Here is an 18,507-nt window from a genome sequence, read left to right on the forward strand (position 1 = left end):
CCATCCATAAGCCTATTTTACCATCTCAATACCAAACCTCATGGAAATCGCCCTTCAACTAGCCTACCAGGCCAATTTAAGGGCGATTAGAATTAGAGATATTACCGATTAAGATCGAAACGACTAGCATTGAATCAGCTTAACTTACCGGTCAAAAATTGTGCCTCCCCCAGTCCAAAACTCCAATCATCATCATTATTTTCAACAATAGATACCATTAAATCGGTTGGTGCGATGCCGCATTCAGCTTCTAACCTTTCAGCCAGCAAGGAGTAGAGCTTTTGTTTCTTCTCTTTTGGCCGGGCTTTGCTTATTATGGAGAGAATAACTAGACTATCGGTACGGTTAAATCCTAGCCCAGTATCCTCAATAATCATATGGTCCGCCGGGTGTTCGTGAACGATTTGGTAACGATCTCGCTCAGGAACGTCAAAAGCTTCCACAACAACTTGGTGGGCAACATCCAAAAGTTTTTTCAGGCTTGCTTTATCTCGTCCTTTAATAAGATCAAAACGAAGTAATGGCATTTTAACTTCCTCCCTTTAATAAAAATTATTTTTCCCTATTTATTATCAACCATTCTAATAAAAGAAAATTTTCGGACTAAGGGTACACGCTCCTCCAACAGTACCAGTAGCTGCTCTTCAAATGATTCTGAAAACTTCATATGAGATGGATTTTGAGCAGTTCTAAGTTTGATGCGGTATTTATTCAGATAATCTGTGATCCGGTAAACTGCTTCTTCCGAATCTTCTGATTGCTCAGGCAGAAAGAAGTTTACTCCGAAAGGCTGGCAGACTTTTTAATTATATTCGTTAATAGCATCCAATCTTTTGAACAGTTTATTAAACTCTTTTAATTTAGCCTTATCCTCGACTTTGACCCCTGAACAATAGAATGAAATATTGCCATTGCCTTCATCTAAAGAATTCATTTCTTCCAGTACTTTTTTTAGATTTTTTGCAGTACCATTATTTCCATCAATTATATTAACATCCGATGAAAATAATTTTCTAAATACATCTTTATAGTAAGAAAAGTGAGTACATCCTAAAACAATAGTTTCATACTTACTTAAATCATATATAGATAATTGTTCTTGAAGATAAGGCAGCACTATTTGCTCGTTAAACTCAAAACTTTCTGCAAACTGAACTAATTTCGGAAGAGGTAATAAATCAACAACATGTTCGTTATCTAATTTAGTAATAAGATTTTGAAGTCTTTCTTCCCTTAGAGTCAAAGCAGTAGCAGTTACTAAAACTTGTTTATCTATATTTTTTTTTGTTTTAACAGCTGGTTTTACGGCAGGCTCCATACCAATGATTGGAATACTGTATTTTGCCCTTATTTCTTCGATTGCTGCGCTTGTGGCAGTATTACAAGCAACCACTATCGCTTTTACTTTTTGCTGGCTAATAAATTCTATAGCATTTAAAACATACCTTTTAACTTCATCTTTCGTTTTGTGCCCATATGGAACATTTATTGTATCTGCGTAATACATATAATCTTCATTAGGTAAAACTTTTAATGTATCATGCAATACAGTAATGCCTCCAATACCAGAATCAAAAAAACCTATTTGCATTTCCATTCCTCCAATAAAGGAATCAATTCACCAATTCCATTTGTATATGGTTCCAATGTAAATTACCCAGGATCTAACTAAGCTCTTGATCAGGATGAATACGAGCATGGTTCAAATTTCCTACCGCTCCTTTTTGACTTGAAATGACTGCACCGGATAGCAATATAATAGCAGAAGCAACAAGTACCAAAGCGGCAAGAAGTAGTGATAGGTTGTAGCTATGCGCCATTTCCAACACGATTCCGGCTCCGATTGGACCGAGTATTTGACCTATGCCATAAAATCCTGTCATCAAAGCAATTGCTCTACTACCACTGGATGGTCTAGACATACGAGCCGCGGCGAGAGCAAGCATGGAAATGCCCATAAAAGTGCCTCCAAAAAGGATAGATCCTAACGTTACGCCGAATATATTGGGAAGCCATACCGGCAGTATGACCCCAACAGCCTGCAGGATAAGCGCAATAATCAATGGTTTGATGTAACCGACTTTACTCGCCCACCAGGACCAGATCACTGTTGATGGTACCGCCGCTATCCCAACGATAATCCAGCTAAAGTCAGCAAAAATCGACATATGAGGCATTTGCTTAACCATTGCTACAAGAAACGTCGCGCTTACAATATAACCTAACCCCTCGAGTCCATAAGCAATAAGTAGCCAGCCGAAAATAGATGGATTTTCCGCTGATGAACTCAGGGATTCAGCATTTTGAGTTATAGGTTTCGGCTCTTTATCGTGGATAAATGACCAAACGGGTATGATAAGGATGATACTAATGATCAAAAGGCCGATCCAAGGCCCCCTCCAAGTGAAAATGCTAAGAAAAGGCGTAACTAAACCAACTAAAACAATACCAACGCCAACTCCTCCGTAAAATATACCTACCCATTTTTCACGCTTATCTGAAAACAACGCATCCAACACTAAACTTGATGATAGAACGAAAATAAGGCCGCTGCTAATTCCAGCAAGAAAGCGCAAAATCATCCACCATAAAAATGATGAAGTGATTCCCATAAGTCCCGTTAAAATGATGCAGAGTACCAATTGCATCCGAAGATGATAGGCTCTTCGGGATCCCCAGGTTATGAAACCTGCACCAAAGGCAGCGATAAGGTAACCCAAGTTATTACTCCCTGCCAAATATCCGGATTCCGTAGCGGATAGATGAGCTTGTGATTGCATCAATGGAAGTATGGAAGTATATGAAAAACGTCCGATTCCCATTGCAATAATGAGCATAACTAAACCACCGATCATGGTCTTTGTGGAATTAAACAATTTCGCATTTTTAGCTCCTGAATTCTCCATGAGACTGACCTGTCACCCTTCTAAATTCAATTTACCTCTCAATACATCAATTAATATGAACATAAATCCTGGTTAACATTAAAAAAATCAATTCCTATAACAAGAAATGACGGTAGAAACCATCCGGGATTTACCAACTTTTGAATCTTCAAATTCTATTGTTTTCCTAAAAAATCCAACATTAGTTCTCCAATTTCATATGCATGTGTTTCCAATGCAAAGTGCCCAGTATCTAATAAATGAATCTCGGCTTTAGGTAAATCTTTCTTAAAAGCCTCAGCACCAGCCGGAATAAAGGAAACATCATTTTCACCCCAGACTGCTAGCAAGGGCGGCTGATATTCACGGAGATACTGTTGAAACTCCGGGTACATTTTTACATTATTTTGGTAATCAAAAATTAAATCCAATTGTTTCTCATCATTTCCCGGCCGGGACATATAAGCAATATCTAGAGTATAGCCATCTGGGGAAACTTGACTTTCCTTTGTTCCATCAACATATTGGCCCTTGATTGTGTTAGGCGCAAATGCTGTCCTATAACTTTCCCTTTTTTCTTGTGTAGGATAACGCCAATAATCTTCTCGTGCCGCCCATTTTCCTCCTAGTCCTTCACGATAAATGTTGCCATTTTGGCTTATTATTGCTGTTACACGTTCTGGATGGTGCTTGGCAATGCGAAAGCCAATAGGGGCTCCGTAGTCAAAGACATATAACACATATTTAGTAAGCCCTAGTTTATCGATGAAAGTTTCTATAATTTCAGTTATATGGTCAAATGTATACTGGAAATCTTCTCTGTCAGGTGATGAGGTATTCCCGAACCCCGGATAATCAGGAGCAATTAAATAGTAGTCTTTTTGTAAAATAGGTATTAGCTCTCTAAACATATGACTTGCGGATGGAAAGCCATGAAGCAATAAAATGACTGGCTTGTTGGGATTACCAGCCTCACGATAAAATACGTTTAATCCTTCTATCTCTAATGAATGATAAGCCCTCATACTATAACCTCCTGTTTTATTCATAAGACCTGCCGCTTACTAAACTAATTGTAACTCCTCACAAATATCGTGTAAAATGAATTTATACGATTTGTAATATCAAAATTATCAATAATAAAATGGAGGAATGACGGTGGACATCCGGGATTTGCAGATTTTTCTGGCGGTTGCGAACGAAGGAAGCATTACCAAAGCAGCCGAAAAAATGGAATATGTTCAGTCGAGTATAAGCATCCGTATCCAGCAGCTTGAAAAGAAACTGAAAACAGCGTTATTTCGTCGTGGCCGGCAAGGGGTTCGGCTCACAACATCCGGAGAGACACTCAAGTCCTATGCTGAGAAAATTGTCTTTCTTACTCAAGAGGCGGAACGAGTCGTGGCAGATAACTCAATCCCAAGAGGCCCGCTTCGGATCGGATCGCCTGAAACCACAGCTGCGATTCGGCTACCATCTATTCTCACTGATTACCATAAATCCTATCCAGAGGTGGATTTAGCATTAAAAACTGGAACGACGGAAGAACTTATCCATTTAGTGTTGAAATACGAGTTGGACGGAGCTTTCGTAGCTGCGCCAGTTGATCATGCTGAGCTCGATATTACTGAGGTAGGGGTTGAGGAACTTGCGTTTATATCGGGAGGACAATTCCCCTCAATAGATCAGCCTGAACAATTGCAAAATCTGACTTTACTAGTATTTCGTGTTGGGTGTTCATACCGACGAAAACTCGAGGATTGGTTACATTTGCAAGGAATTATTCCTGCTAAGATCATGGAGTTCGGAACATTGGAAGGAATCCTTGGATGTATTCATGCTGGTCTCGGAGTATCCCTTTTACCTCGCTCGGTGGTTGAAAGAGCCACGGTTCAATATAACTTGCGATCTCAAGAAATCTCGGAAGAATTCTATAAAACCCCGACTCTATTCATACGTCGTAAAGATACTTATGAAACTGCAGCTATGTCCGAATTTATCCGGATTTCAAAACAGAGGTTCATTCTTACGTAATCTGCCATCGAAAGTTATCGACAATATCCTACATTTTAGAGCACCATATTAACGAGAACAAACCATACTGTGTAATTAACTTATAGAAACCGCAGCCTACTAGCGGACTGGCGTCATGGGCAACAAAACAAAGAAAGCAGCTGATCACATTGGTCGGCTGCTTTCTTGTTGTTATAGAGCTAACGGCTGTAATAAACTTCGATAACATTACCATTCAAGACATTGCAGACCAAGCAAACGTAAACCGTGGTACGCTCTTCATTATCAGGACAAATATGATTTATTGAATCAAATCATGAGACACACATTAATGAATTAAAAGAAATAGATACCTGGGCATGTCAGATGGAATGGGCTGATGCTCTTGTTCCATATTTGCAGCCAAAAATCCATGTCCGCTAATGATAAGCGTATAGAACGGTTAAAATGTTGGCGAGACCCCTTATATTAAACTTCATGATCCTTAAATTAAAATATCTCGCTACAAGCTTTCTAACAAACACATTTCCACCTGTAACTAATGTAAGTTTCATAAGATCCACCTTCTAATTAACTTAAAAATGTCCTAGCAATCACTTGGTCTAGGTGCAGAAGGGCCAAGACCAATGGAACAAAGCCAATTCAGTACTACCTCATGCAGCACGTTGATGTTGTCTACCTGGCAGTGTTCTAATCCGCCAAGTCTTCTATCCTCTATGGCGAAGAACGTCTTGTTTTTCGAACCAGCCTGCTCGTAATTTTTAAAAGCTTGCGTTAGTGGATTGGGCTGAACTAATATCTCTTCCGCACCGTGCATCACAAGAAGCGGGCATTCTATCTGGTGAAGCACGCCCTCGAGATTGTAGGCAAAACGAGGATTTTCCGCAAAGTCATCCAAGCTTTTTGCACCCAGGATTCTCATGCCGTGAGCAGCCAAACTCGGCGGCATCCATATTAGCATTGCTTCCCAGTCGAATGCGTGGGTGCCTCCGTCAGAGATGACGGCAGCAATCCTGTGGTCGAAGGAAGCAAATCTAAGGGAGTCGTATGCCGCAAAGCTCTCACCATGGACAATAATCTTGCTAGGATCCACTTCCGGTCTAGTCAGAAGAAAGTCGATTGCTCTTGAATGAAAAGCCTCGCTGTCAGCCCGTCTGCCCTTTCCCTTTTCGTACATTGAGAGACCGGTCCCAGGCTGGTCATAGACCATAAAGTTATATCCACACGAAATAAAGGCAGGCCCTAACCAGAAATAGTTCTCAATTGACCACTCATCACCACCATTGAGAGCCAAAATTGTGGGCTTCGGACCTTTTATCCAAGAAGGTGAGAAAAAGTACCCATCCAACTTGACATCCTCATAATCTACTTGGATTTTCTCTGGTTTGACATCGAAGTACTTTCCGGCAGCTTCGAAGAGTTCATTTACTTTCCTAAATATACGGATTTTCTCGGTGTCATCATCCATCACAGCATATTCAGCGATTCGGTGGTAATTGCAAGCACGAATGTAGCAGTTACGTGCTGTATACCAGTTTCCAAAAGCTTCCGCCTCCTTGCCATGCCTTTCCAAGGCCTCTGCTGTTATGAGCCATTCCCTATGCCATGTTTCCTTATCATTGGGATCTATTTTTTTGCATGCTTCATAAATTTCGGTGACATCAGTAGCACCAAGACTTGCCATGCCTAGAGCTTTAGTTACTTGATATGACATCATATAGTTGTTTGGCCAACGGCTGAATTCAATTGACATTGCAGTATCCTCCTTTTCTAGCTCTATAGATTAGTCCCGTCCTTCTCTGATTAAGCACAAGGGTGTATGTTTCGAAATGAGCACCTATCTATGTCGGTGCCGAAAACTTGATTTTCTACCATATCATTTCCTCCTATCAATTTACTTGTAGTGTTTAAGCTACAAGTAAATTTTAAGATATAAAAATAAAGCTTTTCTAAAAGGAAAATAAATCTTTATAAAGAGAATATAAAAAATCATAAAGTACTAAAAAGCAAAAAGGCCACTGCCTATATTCTGTACTTTCAACCAGCAGCGGCCTTTAATTTATTGTAAAAAAATAAAATTAGTGTTTTGCAAGTGGAAGGCTGAACTTTATGCCCAGACCGCCATACTCAGAAGAATATGCATAGATTTCTCCACCATGATGTTCAATAATTGATTTACAGCTTGCAAGTCCAAGCCCTATCCCGCCATTTTCAATTTGCCGAGATTTATCCACAGTGAAAAATTTAAGAAATAGTGAAGAGATATCCTTATCCGGCACTCCAGTCCCATTATCCTCAATTTCAAAATAGGCATAAGAACCTTGTGAGTATCCAGTCATATACACTTTCAACTCATTTTTTCCTCCATATCTTACAACATTACTGAAGAGATTACCAAAGACCCGACCTATCATAATTTCATTGACCATAAGCATTACATTTCCCGTGAATAAATGTTTGTAAACAAGCTCACAGTCAAGTCCTGATAGCTCATATTCATATTCTAGGGCAATGTTTTCAAATAATTTTGATGCATCAACGGGTTTCACAGTCATGGATTCTAAATCCTGTTTCTCTTTGGTGAAGCTTACAAAGTCATTGATGAGTTCAGCCATATATTTTGACTTTTTTTGTATCAACTCATAATATTCCTGCTTTTCATTTTCTGATAGACCCTTTTGCATAGCTAACAGTTCAGCAAAACCATTAATAGATGTTAATGGTGCTTTTAGATCGTGAGCAATGGCAGCAATGATATCCGTTTGCTCTTTGTGTGCTAGTTGGAGCCTCTTTTCCATCTTATTAAAGTGATTATAAAGGTCTCCAATTTCATCATTACTCCTTAATGCAAGTGGAGGCAATGGATGCACAATATTTATTCTTTCCAATCTGGTATTAAGCAGTCCGATTGGTTTTTCTATAAAAAAATAGATATACATAATCAAAATAATAAAGATGAAACAGGCAATAGCAAATATAGGAAAGAGTAATCCTATATATGAGGGATTCAGTAATGAACTGGATATAGGTGAATATGCTGCAAAGATAAACTTTAAATAGATTCCAATTGAAACCATAAAAACTATAAACATCACCAGGAACAGTAAAGGCAGCTTTATTTTCAGTTTCATACCATTACTCTCTTTCCTTGTACTTATATCCGATGCCCCAAATTGTTTTAATAAAGTCATATTCAGGACCAAGTTTCTTACGGATATTTTTTATATGAACCGTTACGGTATTTAATTCTCCGTATTCGTCTCCCCAGACATATTCATATATCCGCTCACGAGTCAATACATTATTGGGGTTATGCATGAGCATGGACAATATTTGGAATTCCTTTGTTGATAAGTTAAGCTTTCTGTTATTTAGAAATGCTTCAAAGGTCTTATCATTCAAGATGAGAGGAGAATCAGTCCTTTCTCTATTGGGACTAAGTTCATTCCACTCTTTAAGCAGCCTGTCAACTTTTCTGAAGTTGGCCCTTATCCTGGAAGTAAGCTCCTGAATGCTAAAGGGCTTTGTCATATAATCATCTGCCCCTATTTCGAGCCCAACGATTTTATCAATATCCTTATCCCGAGCGCTTAAAAACAGAATTGGAGCATTATAAGAATTTCTGATGCTTCGGCAGACATCAAGACCATTCATACCAGGCATCATTATATCAAGAATGATGAAATCAATGTGATTTTCTTTCAATGCACATAAGGCTTCTTTCCCAGAATATGCTGGGATCGTTTCAAATCCCTCATAACTTAAACTCTTTGTTATGAGTTTTACTATATCTTTATCATCATCTACAACTAATATCTTTTTTTTCACTTTTGCACCTCCGAGCTGCTTTAATATACTTTTGCGAGTCTACCAGTTGCGGCAGCATGATGCAATGAACACAATAACAAGAATAGCGATCAGATTTGCCATCCCGCCCTGAATGAGAAACGGGACGGCCAAAATTAACACAGCCTGCGTAAACAAAGCGATGCTGGCTAACAAAGGCGGTGAATAACGATCCACCAAAGGACCCCCGAGAAAGCTGAAAATCGACGCCGCAGATACGGCCGTATACGTGAAGCTGGGCATCGCCACCGACTGTGTCGATTGCTGAACAAAATACAGCAGGACGATAGAATAAATGCTGTCCGCGATATTGGCAGAAGTACGAGATGCGAAGAAACGGATAAAACGGCTATCCTTAAACAATAGATTCACATCTTCATCTTCTACTGCAAAATAGTCAAAGCATTCAAAAGCCTGTCACTAGCAGTCTGGAAGATTTGATGGATATACTGCCGGTTTTCTTTATATGGAATGGTAAGTGAAATTTTCAGAATATCCCCTACATGCTCTGACTCGAAGAAAATAACCTTGTTGACATTAGTCTGTGTGCTTTCGGTATATAGATTGTCGAGCAATTCTGCATCATCGCGTCCCTCACCTAAATAGTTGAATACGATGGGCAGCTGCCCAAGTCCCTTTTTCAAAAAGCTACTGGATACCGGGTAAGCTTCCTCCATTTCCGCATTGAAGATCAGGTTGAAAAAGTTCAAATGATAGCGTGAAGCAAAGTCCAGATGGGTATGGATGCTCTTTTCATAGGGTTCCATGTCATCTTCCTGCAGTACAACGGGGATATGATCAATACACTCGCCTACGATTCCAAAATAATTCCGGTCGACATATTGTCTTCCATAATTAGTAAGCCAAAGCGGAACATCAGAGCCTTCGAAATAGCTGCTGAAAAAACGTACAGCCATTTGAAGCGAAATCTCCCACATCATCGCAGGGCCGTGCTGCTCTGAAATTCCGTCTAAATTCAGCGTCCAGCGATATCTAGTAGTGTCAGCATAGTTGCGTTCTTCGGTCAGCGCGTGGATACGTTCATTATTCTCACCAAATCTCTGAAGTTCGAATTGCTCGCTGATTTCCTGATCCCTGATTCCTTGAGGGCCTTGACGGATATGGTTCACATAATCCCGGTACTGCAGCTCTTCTGTCGTATATTCCTGTTGCGGGTGATGATATTCATCAAGAAGCTGTCTGCGTAAGATGTCGCTGCTCGTAGCATCAAAGATGATGTGCGAGCAAGGAAATAACAACAGATGTTCACGCAAATTTAAGCGAACCAGGACAATCCGGTACTGCAACGATTGTGTAAGTTCATAAGGTTCTAAAAACAGGCTGGAAGCGATAGATAAAAGTAGCCTGCGTTGTGCTTGTATCGGCTGATCCGAGAGATCAACAATCGGTAAAGAAAGATGCTCTGGAGCTGGATGCAGTTCCCATTCCCATGCTCCGGACGATTGAACAAGCACACTTCTTAGCAATTCATGGCGGTGAAGAAGCCGCTGAACTGTTGCGGTCAAACGCTCGGTGTCCAAGTAGCTATCTAACTGTATTGCCATGCCCGAGCCTGTAAAATGCTGCAAATGATACTGCTGAGCTGGTGCAAGCGGATAGCACCCAATAGCATTTAGACTTAATATATTGGTATTCCAGCTTATATTTGACTCGGCAATGCTAGCAAGCCATTCATCGACTTGTAGTTTAAGTAAGGTTTCTTGTTCTTCGTTAGTTGGTAGAGTCCCAAAAATTCTATCTGGTTCGTCGGTTCCCCAGCGAACGATATAATGGGGATGAAGGTCTGGATGGATACGAGATTGGATAAACGCTGTGATTGCCTGGACTTGTTCTGTGTGAAAAGGCTTAACTTGCAGGAACAAATAGTCTTGCTTATCGGCGGATACGAAATGAAGCCATGCCTGTACACCAAACGCATCGGCAATTGCCTGCTCAACCTCCTGAGTTTTCGCAATAAGCGTATCCGTGTTCTCTCCGCCCTCTTTACCACGTTGTAACAGCTTGGCCAGGTTTCTGATCGTTTGATATCGCAGCAATTGATGTATATCTAGTGGAATGTTCGATTCCTGCATTTTGGATACCAGTTGAATGGCCTTCAATGAATGACCTCCAAGCTCGAAAAATCCGTCGTCAATGCCGATCTTTTCAACGCCAAGCACTGCCTGCCACAGGTTCGCCAACTGTTGTTCCACTTCATTTCTTGGAGCAACGTATTCCATATCGGAACCGCTGGTCATTTCTGGCTCAGGCAATGCTTGGCGGTCAATTTTACCGTTCGTTGTCAGAGGAAACGCCTGCAGGAACACATACTGGGCAGGAATCATATAATCCGGCAACTGGCCAGTCAAATGGGTCTTCATATCACTCTTAGATAGCGGTACGTCGGTTGAGATATAAGCACAGAGCGTTTTTTGACCATCGTTTGTGCTTTTTACCGTTACGTGCGCCTCCTGAACTGCATCATGCCTCATGAGCTGGGTTTCAATTTCCCCAGGTTCAATACGAAATCCGCGGATTTTAACCTGCTGGTCTATCCGTCCGAGATACTCCAGATTGCCATCCGGTAGCCATCTGCCCAAATCACCTGTCCGATACATTTTTTCGCCCGGAATGAATGGATTAGGGACAAAATTTAGCTGGGTCAGATCATCCCTGTTCAGATAGCCACGTGCCAGACCATCCCCGCCAACACATATTTCTCCTTGAGCACCAATAGGAAGCAGCCTGCTTGAAGAGTCCAAAATATAAACTGTTGAATTGCCAATTGGACGACCAATAGGAATGCGGTTATATTCCTTATCAATCGGGAAATAAGTAGAAAATGTTGTGTTTTCCGTGGGGCCATAGACATTGATAACGTTCAGCCCCGGAGAATATGCTCTCACCGTATTAATGATCCCAGGTAAAAGTACATCCCCGCCCACCAGCAGGTGCTTTAGCGAAGCAAAGAGATCTGGTTTATGCTGAGTGAGTTGGTTAAACAAGGGCGATGTCAGCCACATCGTTGTAATATGATATCGATCCAGCGCTTCACCAAGCTGAACAGCATCCAAGATTACGGATTCCGGTACAATGTACAAGCGCAATCCGTTCAGCAAAGCTCCCCAAATTTCAAAAGTACAGGCATCGAACACGAGCGCCCCTGTTAGCAAAATGCGTTCGTTCTCGGCAAACGGCATGTAATTGGTGTTCTTCACTAGCCGTATGACATTCCGGTGTTCAATCGTGACACCCTTGGGACGCCCGGTCGAACCGGATGTATACATGACATAGGCCAGATCGTCTGCCGTTGACGATTCGGAAAAAATGAAGTCGTCTGAATCGTAGGAGCTGATGTCGGCCAGATCCAGAACCATACCGGAAAAATCGAAAGTGTTCATCTGTTTTCCCTTACCGGACAGGGTTAGCAAAATTTCGCTGCCGCTATCCTGAAGCATGAACATAATCCGTTCCTGCGGATAAGAAGGCTCCAGCGGCAAGTAGGCTCCACCCGCCTTCAAAATACCAAGAATACCGATAATCATTTCTGGTGAACGTTCAGTCAAGATGCCTACGATGGTTTCTGACACAACGCCCAGTTTCCGCAGTTTCGAGGCCAGTTGATTAGCTTTTATATTTAATTCGCGGTAGGTTAGCTCACGATCTTCAAATACAACCGCTACTGCTTCCGGTGTTTTCTCTGCTTGTTCTTTAAAGGCGCGATGTATAGTGTGATCCGATGGGTACGGTCTTCGTGTATCGTTAAATTCAAACAAAATCTGTTGTTTTTCCTCTGCCGTTAAAAGATCAATCTCCGAAACCCGGATATTTGGGTTCTGAATCACTTGCTCCATGATTTGGATGAGGTGGGCAGCCAATTGTTTGATCGCATTTTTGTTATACGTCAATGCATTATAACTAAATTTGATTTCCAGCTCGCGCCCAGGCATGACAATTACATTTAAATCATAGTTGGTCTGTTCAATATCCTCAACTTTACCAACACGGAGAGATTTGGATTTTACTTCCGTGTCCACAAGTTCTTCCGAAACGGGGAAATTCTCAAAGGCAACAATATGCTGGATCAGGTTTTGTTTTAGTACACTATGGGCTTGAATATCAGCCAAGGAAAAATAGGAATACCGATTGGACTCCATCAAGGAATCCTGTATAGACGTAAGCAAGTCGGAAAACCGAAGTTCTGCGGAGCTTTTAATACGTACAGGTATGGTATTAATGAATAATCCGATCATATTTTCAATCCCAGGGATTTCATCAGGTCTGCCCGACACAACGGACCCGAAAATGACATCATTACTATTGTTGTACGCTTGTAGTAACAAGCCCCATACGGTTTGAAATAAGGTGCTGACGGTGACACGGTTTTGCTTCGCGATTTGTTCCATGCCTTGGGTCAGCTGCTCTCCCCATGTGCATATGAGCTGCTCTGCCTGAAACGAAGAATCAACGGAGCGGGTATAGCCGGGCACGACGGTTTCATTTTCAAAATCATCCACATAATGGTTCCAGTGTGCTGCTGCTTCCTCTTTATTTTGTCTTTTCAACCACTGAATAAAGCTGCTGAATGGATAGACGGGCTCTAATGTTAAAGGCGTATCGTCCCGAAGTGATGTGTAAATTTCAAAAAAATCTTTGGCTACCGTTCGCAGGCACCAGCCGTCCATAATTATATGATGAGAAATCCAGATAAGCTTCGAGATATCCTCATCCCACTGCACAAGCGCTAACCGGATAAGAACTTCCTTCTCCAGGTCAAAACCTCTCTGCCGCTCTTCCTGTAAAATGGCTTGAAGTCGTCTCTGCTTTTCCGCCTCTGGTAGACCGCGCACATCTTCGGTATGCACAGGAGTAGCTGATCGTTCCTCCAGTACAACCTGAAGCGGACGATCCGTCTCCTTATACACGAATACCGTACGGAAAATATCATAGCGGTCAATCAGCCTTTGTAGGCTTCGGCTGATTAGGTCGGTATCCATAGCTTCATGAATGGTAATAATCGTTTGTTCGAAATAAGCCTCTGACTTTTCATCAGCTATGGCATGAAATAGCATTCCCTCCTGCATCGGGGAAAGCGGATAGAGGTCTTTAATTTTCACTTGGTGGTTTAACAGCTTATCTGTCAAACGGTTTGCAATATTTTCAAACTGGTCCAAAGACAATTGCCCATATGTAAAATCCGTCGGGCTTTGTTCTGCTGTTTCCTTAGCACAGCAATGGCGAATAAGTTCGATCAGATGATTCTTAAAGCTGGCTGTAAGTTGCGTCACCGTCGATTCTTCATATTCATGCGCGTTATATTCGAATACAATGCTGAGTCTCTCCTTAGCCACCACACCATGAATACCAAAGCCGGGTGCTTTTTCAGTCAGAGGGCTGATTGCAGAACCGGCAAACATGGATAGTGCCGAGGTACGCCATGTTGTACCTTCTCTGGTTTCTTCGTCAAAGCTAAAGCTAATCTCAGGTGGCTTGGCAGAAAAAAGGGTTGTTTTATCCTGCTGCTCCCTGTTGGTCAAATAGCGTAAAATACCATAGCCAGCACCCTGGTTGGGTACACGCCGCAAATTGTCTTTAACCAGCTTGATTTGATAGGCCAGATCTTCGGGCTTGCTCACATGTATCACAAACGGATATACGGACGTAAACCGTCCAACTGTACGGGATACGTCAATGTCTTTAATACAATCCGTCCTGTTATGACTAGCCACCTGGACTGCAATTTCAGCATGTCCGCTCCATTCATAAAAAGCTAATCCTAGCGCCGTCAGTAAAATATCATTTATTTCTGTATTGTAGGCATGGTGCGCGTGTTTCAACAGGTTTTCAGTTTCTTCCCGGCTGAGTGTCACTTCTGATTGGTGTGCGTCACGGATGAGGCTAACCGAAACCTCATGATCTTTTGGCAGAGGACGTATCTCACGGGCTTCTACCTCATTCCAATAGTTTATTTCCTGACGCACCTGCGCGCTATGCGCGTACTTGGATAAACGTGCTGCCCATTCCTTATAGGAATCAGTTTTGGCAGGCAGTTGTAGCTTTTGACCGTTAGCAGCCTGCTGATAGGCTTTTTCCAGGTCTTCCAACAGAATTTTCCACGATACACCGTCTACGACAAGATGGTGAATGACGATTAATAAATGGTCGGCTTCCTGCAGCCGGAATAAAGCCAAACGCACAAGCGGGCCGTTACGCAAATCAAAGCCGCGTTGTAACGCGTCAGCCAATTGTAAGATTTCTGCCTCAGGTTGATCAGCATGTAATAAGTTGTAGCTTTCCAATGTGAAGCATTCACCTTCGGCTGTGCCTCTGTTATAGGCGACAGGTTCTTTTTCTCGCTCATCAAAGGTAATTCGCAAGGCATCATGGTGCGTGGTCAGCTTATCCATGGCGCTTCTCAGCCAGGTTTCATTCCATCTTTTGGTGTTCTGGAGCATGACAACCTGATTGTAATGATGACGTTCGGTTTGATGATACTCAAAAAATTCCCACTGGATTGGCGTCAGCTCCACTGCACCTTGGACTGCCCCTTGCGGGATGATCCGTGTTATTGTCTTAATATAAGGAACGATCAAATCAATCTGCGGATGACGGAACAAATCCTTCATGTCCATTTTGAGGCCCTTTGCATTCAACCGGGCTGCAATTTGCAGTGCTTTGATAGAATCTCCGCCAAGCTCGAAAAAGTTGTTGCGCAGGCCAATCGGTTTAACGCCAAGCACTTCCTCCCAGATGGAAGCGAGTGTCTGCTCCAATTTGCTCCGCGGCGCTTCATATTCGGTATCGGTCAACACAAAATCTTCGGGTTCCGGAAGCGCATGACGATCAATTTTTCCATTATGGGTCAAAGGCAATTGATCCAGCACGATAATATGGGCGGGAACCATATAGCTCGGCAACTGCTTGGCTAGCTCTGTCCGCAGGAAGGATTTGTTGGCTGCACCTGCTACGTAGGCGCACAAATACTTTTGTCCGCCCTTATCCGTTCTATCCGTGACCACCACTTGGCGTACCTCATCCAGTTGGAGTAAGGCCGACTCAATTTCCCCAAGTTCGATCCGGTAGCCACGAATTTTCACCTGAAAGTCAACTCGGCCGATGAAATCAATGTTGCCATCCGGCAGCCAGCGTGCCAGATCTCCGGTGCGGTACAGACGCTCTCCGTTCACAAAAGGATTCGGTACAAATTTCTCCGCCGTCAAGTCAGGACGGTGCAAATATCCGCGGGCTACTGAGGCGCCGCCCAAGCACAGCTCCCCGGCTACACCGATCGGGAGCGGACGCAAAGCCTCATCCAGGATATATACTTTATGATTGGGCAGTGCCTTTCCAATTGGGACGATACCGGATGAAGGCATACGCTCAGCAGTTTCTTCATAAAAGCTGGAATCAATTGCCGCTTCGGTTACACCATAGGTATTCATGATGCGCATCGTATCACCGAAGCGATTCAAAAGTGTCCGATAATTATCAACGCCAAAGCTGTCCGCGCCTGTAGTAAGTAGCTTCATGGCACTGACATCTGTACCGTGTTCATATACATAGTCCATGAGCAGCGTCAACAAGGCTGGCGGAGCTTCAAACGTCGTAATTTTATGCTGCTCGAGGACCTGGGCCAAAGCTGGAGGATCGTTGCGCACATCCTGCGGGCAGATGACCATGGTGCCCCCGTTCACAAATGTCTTGGCCAGATCACCTGCAAAGACATCGAACGACATACTGGCAATCTGAAGGAGCTTGACTGGAAATTCTTTTAACTGGTGAGCTTCTCTATAGCCCCACGCCGTATTTACGTAATGGCGATGCTCGATCATCACGCCTTTGGCGTTGCCCGTCGTTCCCGATGTGTAAATGACGTAAGCCAAAGCCTCAGGATCATGGATAGGTGTGTAAGTGGGCCCCTGTTGGTAGGCCTGCTCCGCTTGCGAAGCTTGTTGAAGTAATACTGGCAAATCCAGCACTTCACCTACAAAATCCACATCTGCCAGTAGTTCAGTCAGGGAAGATTGCGTGAGCATAATTGTAGCCCTGCTATCCTGCAGCATGTAAGTAATTCTCTCCTTCGGGTAGGTCGGATCGACAGGTACGTAGGCAGCTCCCGCTTTCATAATGCCTAGCACAGCGATAATCATATCTGCTGAACGCTCAAGCATCACGGCGACGAGATGCTCGCGTTCGACCCCGCGGCTTTGTAGCGCTTGAGCAAGCAGATTGGCCTTCTCATTCAGCTCATGATAGGTCAGTGCGGTATCTTCGTAGATGACAGCAGTCTGTTCCGGCACACGTTCTGCCTGCGCCTCAAATATTCCATGGAACGTCCCAGCAGGATAGGCGGCAACCGGTCCGCTCCATACATTGGTGAGCTCAGCCTTCTCGCTAGCAGTCAGCAGGCGAATGTCCTCCAGCGGGAGTTCAGGTGCATGTGCAATCTGAACGAGTACGTGCTCCAAATGTCCGGCTAACCGTTTCATGGCTTCATCGCTGTAGACATAGCTGTTGTAGGACAGCATAAAGCCCAGTGCTTTTCCGTCTTCTACTTCGATATTGAAGTGGTAAGGCGTTTCTTCAGATAACTGGGCGTCCTCTACGACAAATCCAAGCCGTTCCTGCAAATCAGGCCGACCAACTATATCCTCCAGTGGGTAGTTTTCAAATACAACAAAATGATCCATAAGTTGCTGCTTGAGCACAGACTGGGCCTGTATTTCAGCGAGTGAACAATAGTCATATGCCCGTGATTGAACCATGTTGCGCTGCACTTCACGAAGCAGACTTGAAAACGGCTGGTCTGCATCCCATTTGATTCGTACCGGCATGGTGTTTATGAAAAGTCCCAACATCTGTTCTACACCTGCAAGCTCCGGCGGCCGACCGGAAACAACGGTGCCGAAAACGACGTCTTCACTTTGGTTGTATCCTCCAAGCACCACTCCCCATGCGGCCAGAAACAGACTGCTAAGGGTTGTGCCGTTGTGTTCTGCCACCGTTCGCAAATGACGGGTTGTTTCATCCGTGAGTGTTATTTTATGCTCATGTAGCAGGTACCCGGTATCTGCCAGGAGTGAATGTGCTACAGGCAGGGTCGGCAGCACGGCTGGCTGATCATAGCTGTTCAGAATGGACTGCCAGTACTCCTTCGCCGCCTTCTTATCCTGCTTATCCAGCCAACGGGCATAGCCCGTATAAGGCTGCGGTGTCGGCAGTTGTACAGTCTTACCCGCTTTCAGTGCTTCATAAGCCGCGAACAGCTCTTCCATAACGATGCCGAGGCACCAACCGTCCATAATTATATGATGAAAGCTTAAAAGTAGCGTATATACGTGCGTTTTGGTTTGAAGCACCGTCAGACGAATGAGTAAATCCTTGCTCAGATCGTAACGCTGGTTCCGATCTGTGTCTGCATAGCTGCGAATGGCTGCAGCTTGCTCTGCCTCGGGAATATTTATCAAATTCTCGTAACGAAGCACCGCATTTCGCTCCTTAAACACGATGAGCCGCGAACGGGAGGCGCTTTGATGATAAATATTCGAACGAAGCGCCTCATGACGCTGCACCAGAGTCTGGAAGCTCTTTTGCAGAGCCTCCAGGTTCAGTTCACCCCGGATGGTCATTCGTACTTGCTCATAGTAAGCCTGTGATTCTGGCTCCATCACTGTATGAAAGAGCATCCCCTCCTGCAAAGGCGTTAAATTAGCCACTTTTTCGATTTCAAGACTTTTACTCATCGGATTTCCCCCTCGGCCGA

At 43.3% G+C, this 18,507-nt stretch carries 10 protein-coding genes and 1 pseudogene; 2 read left to right on the plus strand and 9 right to left on the minus strand.

Annotated features, from left to right (window positions below):
- Window positions 1–134: 134 nt before the first annotated feature.
- The 4 genes from BN1546_RS24915 to BN1546_RS24935 all read right to left on the minus strand — a co-directional run bounded on the left by BN1546_RS24915 (window position 135) and on the right by BN1546_RS24935 (window position 3,910).
- Complete coding sequence (locus BN1546_RS24915) at window positions 135–527, minus strand: tautomerase family protein (RefSeq protein WP_013371236.1); 393 nt, start codon at window positions 525–527, stop codon at window positions 135–137.
- A gap of 275 nt (window positions 528–802) precedes the next feature.
- Window positions 803–1,591 (minus strand): glutamate racemase, encoded by a 789-nt coding sequence (gene murI, locus BN1546_RS24925; RefSeq protein WP_090739097.1) that lies wholly within the window; start codon window positions 1,589–1,591, stop codon window positions 803–805.
- Window positions 1,592–1,664: 73 nt separating this feature from the next.
- Complete coding sequence (locus tag BN1546_RS24930) at window positions 1,665–2,906, minus strand: YbfB/YjiJ family MFS transporter (RefSeq protein WP_090739098.1); 1,242 nt, start codon at window positions 2,904–2,906, stop codon at window positions 1,665–1,667.
- A 155-nt stretch (window positions 2,907–3,061) separates the two neighbouring features.
- Entirely contained in the window at window positions 3,062–3,910 is an 849-nt protein-coding gene (locus BN1546_RS24935; RefSeq protein WP_090739099.1) for an alpha/beta fold hydrolase, read from the minus strand.
- A gap of 127 nt (window positions 3,911–4,037) precedes the next feature.
- Here BN1546_RS24935 and BN1546_RS24940 point away from each other — a divergent pair, with 127 nt between their 5' ends.
- Complete coding sequence (locus BN1546_RS24940) at window positions 4,038–4,919, plus strand: LysR family transcriptional regulator (RefSeq protein ID WP_255305546.1); 882 nt, start codon at window positions 4,038–4,040, stop codon at window positions 4,917–4,919.
- Window positions 4,920–5,059: 140 nt separating this feature from the next.
- A pseudogene (locus BN1546_RS28135) lies at window positions 5,060–5,294 on the plus strand (TetR/AcrR family transcriptional regulator); the annotation flags it as partial.
- A 190-nt stretch (window positions 5,295–5,484) separates the two neighbouring features.
- Here BN1546_RS28135 and BN1546_RS24950 read toward each other — a convergent pair.
- The 5 genes from BN1546_RS24950 to BN1546_RS24970 all read right to left on the minus strand — a co-directional run bounded on the left by BN1546_RS24950 (window position 5,485) and on the right by BN1546_RS24970 (window position 18,487).
- Window positions 5,485–6,651, minus strand: coding sequence for an alpha/beta hydrolase family protein (locus BN1546_RS24950; protein WP_090739101.1), 1,167 nt, complete (start codon window positions 6,649–6,651; stop codon window positions 5,485–5,487).
- A 325-nt stretch (window positions 6,652–6,976) separates the two neighbouring features.
- Window positions 6,977–8,029, minus strand: a complete 1,053-nt coding sequence (locus BN1546_RS24955) for a HAMP domain-containing sensor histidine kinase (RefSeq protein WP_090739102.1) — start codon at window positions 8,027–8,029, stop codon at window positions 6,977–6,979.
- 4 nt (window positions 8,030–8,033) lie between these two features.
- Entirely contained in the window at window positions 8,034–8,726 is a 693-nt protein-coding gene (locus BN1546_RS24960) for a response regulator transcription factor (protein WP_090739103.1), read from the minus strand.
- Window positions 8,727–8,765: 39 nt separating this feature from the next.
- Window positions 8,766–9,116, minus strand: coding sequence for an MFS transporter (locus BN1546_RS24965; protein WP_025677731.1), 351 nt, complete (start codon window positions 9,114–9,116; stop codon window positions 8,766–8,768).
- Between the two features lie 11 nt (window positions 9,117–9,127).
- Window positions 9,128–18,487 (minus strand): non-ribosomal peptide synthetase, encoded by a 9,360-nt coding sequence (locus BN1546_RS24970; RefSeq protein WP_090739104.1) that lies wholly within the window; start codon window positions 18,485–18,487, stop codon window positions 9,128–9,130.
- Window positions 18,488–18,507: the final 20 nt, after the last annotated feature.

It is taken from the genome of Paenibacillus sp. Mc5Re-14 (genome assembly GCF_001049835.1).
In the GTDB taxonomy this organism is placed as follows: Bacteria; Bacillota; Bacilli; order Paenibacillales; family Paenibacillaceae; genus Paenibacillus; species Paenibacillus polymyxa_C.

What these genes read in the sequence shown, in the direction of transcription:
- BN1546_RS24915 (WP_013371236.1), bottom strand. Translation starts at nt 527, where the DNA reads ATGCCATTACTTCGTTTTGATCTTATTAAAGGACGAGATAAAGCAAGC.
- murI (WP_090739097.1), bottom strand. Translation starts at nt 1,591, where the DNA reads ATGCAAATAGGTTTTTTTGATTCTGGTATTGGAGGCATTACTGTATTG.
- BN1546_RS24930 (WP_090739098.1), bottom strand. Translation starts at nt 2,906, where the DNA reads ATGGAGAATTCAGGAGCTAAAAATGCGAAATTGTTTAATTCCACAAAG.
- BN1546_RS24935 (WP_090739099.1), bottom strand. Translation starts at nt 3,910, where the DNA reads ATGAGGGCTTATCATTCATTAGAGATAGAAGGATTAAACGTATTTTAT.
- BN1546_RS24940 (WP_255305546.1), top strand. Translation starts at nt 4,038, where the DNA reads ATGACGGTGGACATCCGGGATTTGCAGATTTTTCTGGCGGTTGCGAAC.
- BN1546_RS24950 (WP_090739101.1), bottom strand. Translation starts at nt 6,651, where the DNA reads ATGTCAATTGAATTCAGCCGTTGGCCAAACAACTATATGATGTCATAT.
- BN1546_RS24955 (WP_090739102.1), bottom strand. Translation starts at nt 8,029, where the DNA reads ATGAAACTGAAAATAAAGCTGCCTTTACTGTTCCTGGTGATGTTTATA.
- BN1546_RS24970 (WP_090739104.1), bottom strand. Translation starts at nt 18,487, where the DNA reads ATGAGTAAAAGTCTTGAAATCGAAAAAGTGGCTAATTTAACGCCTTTG.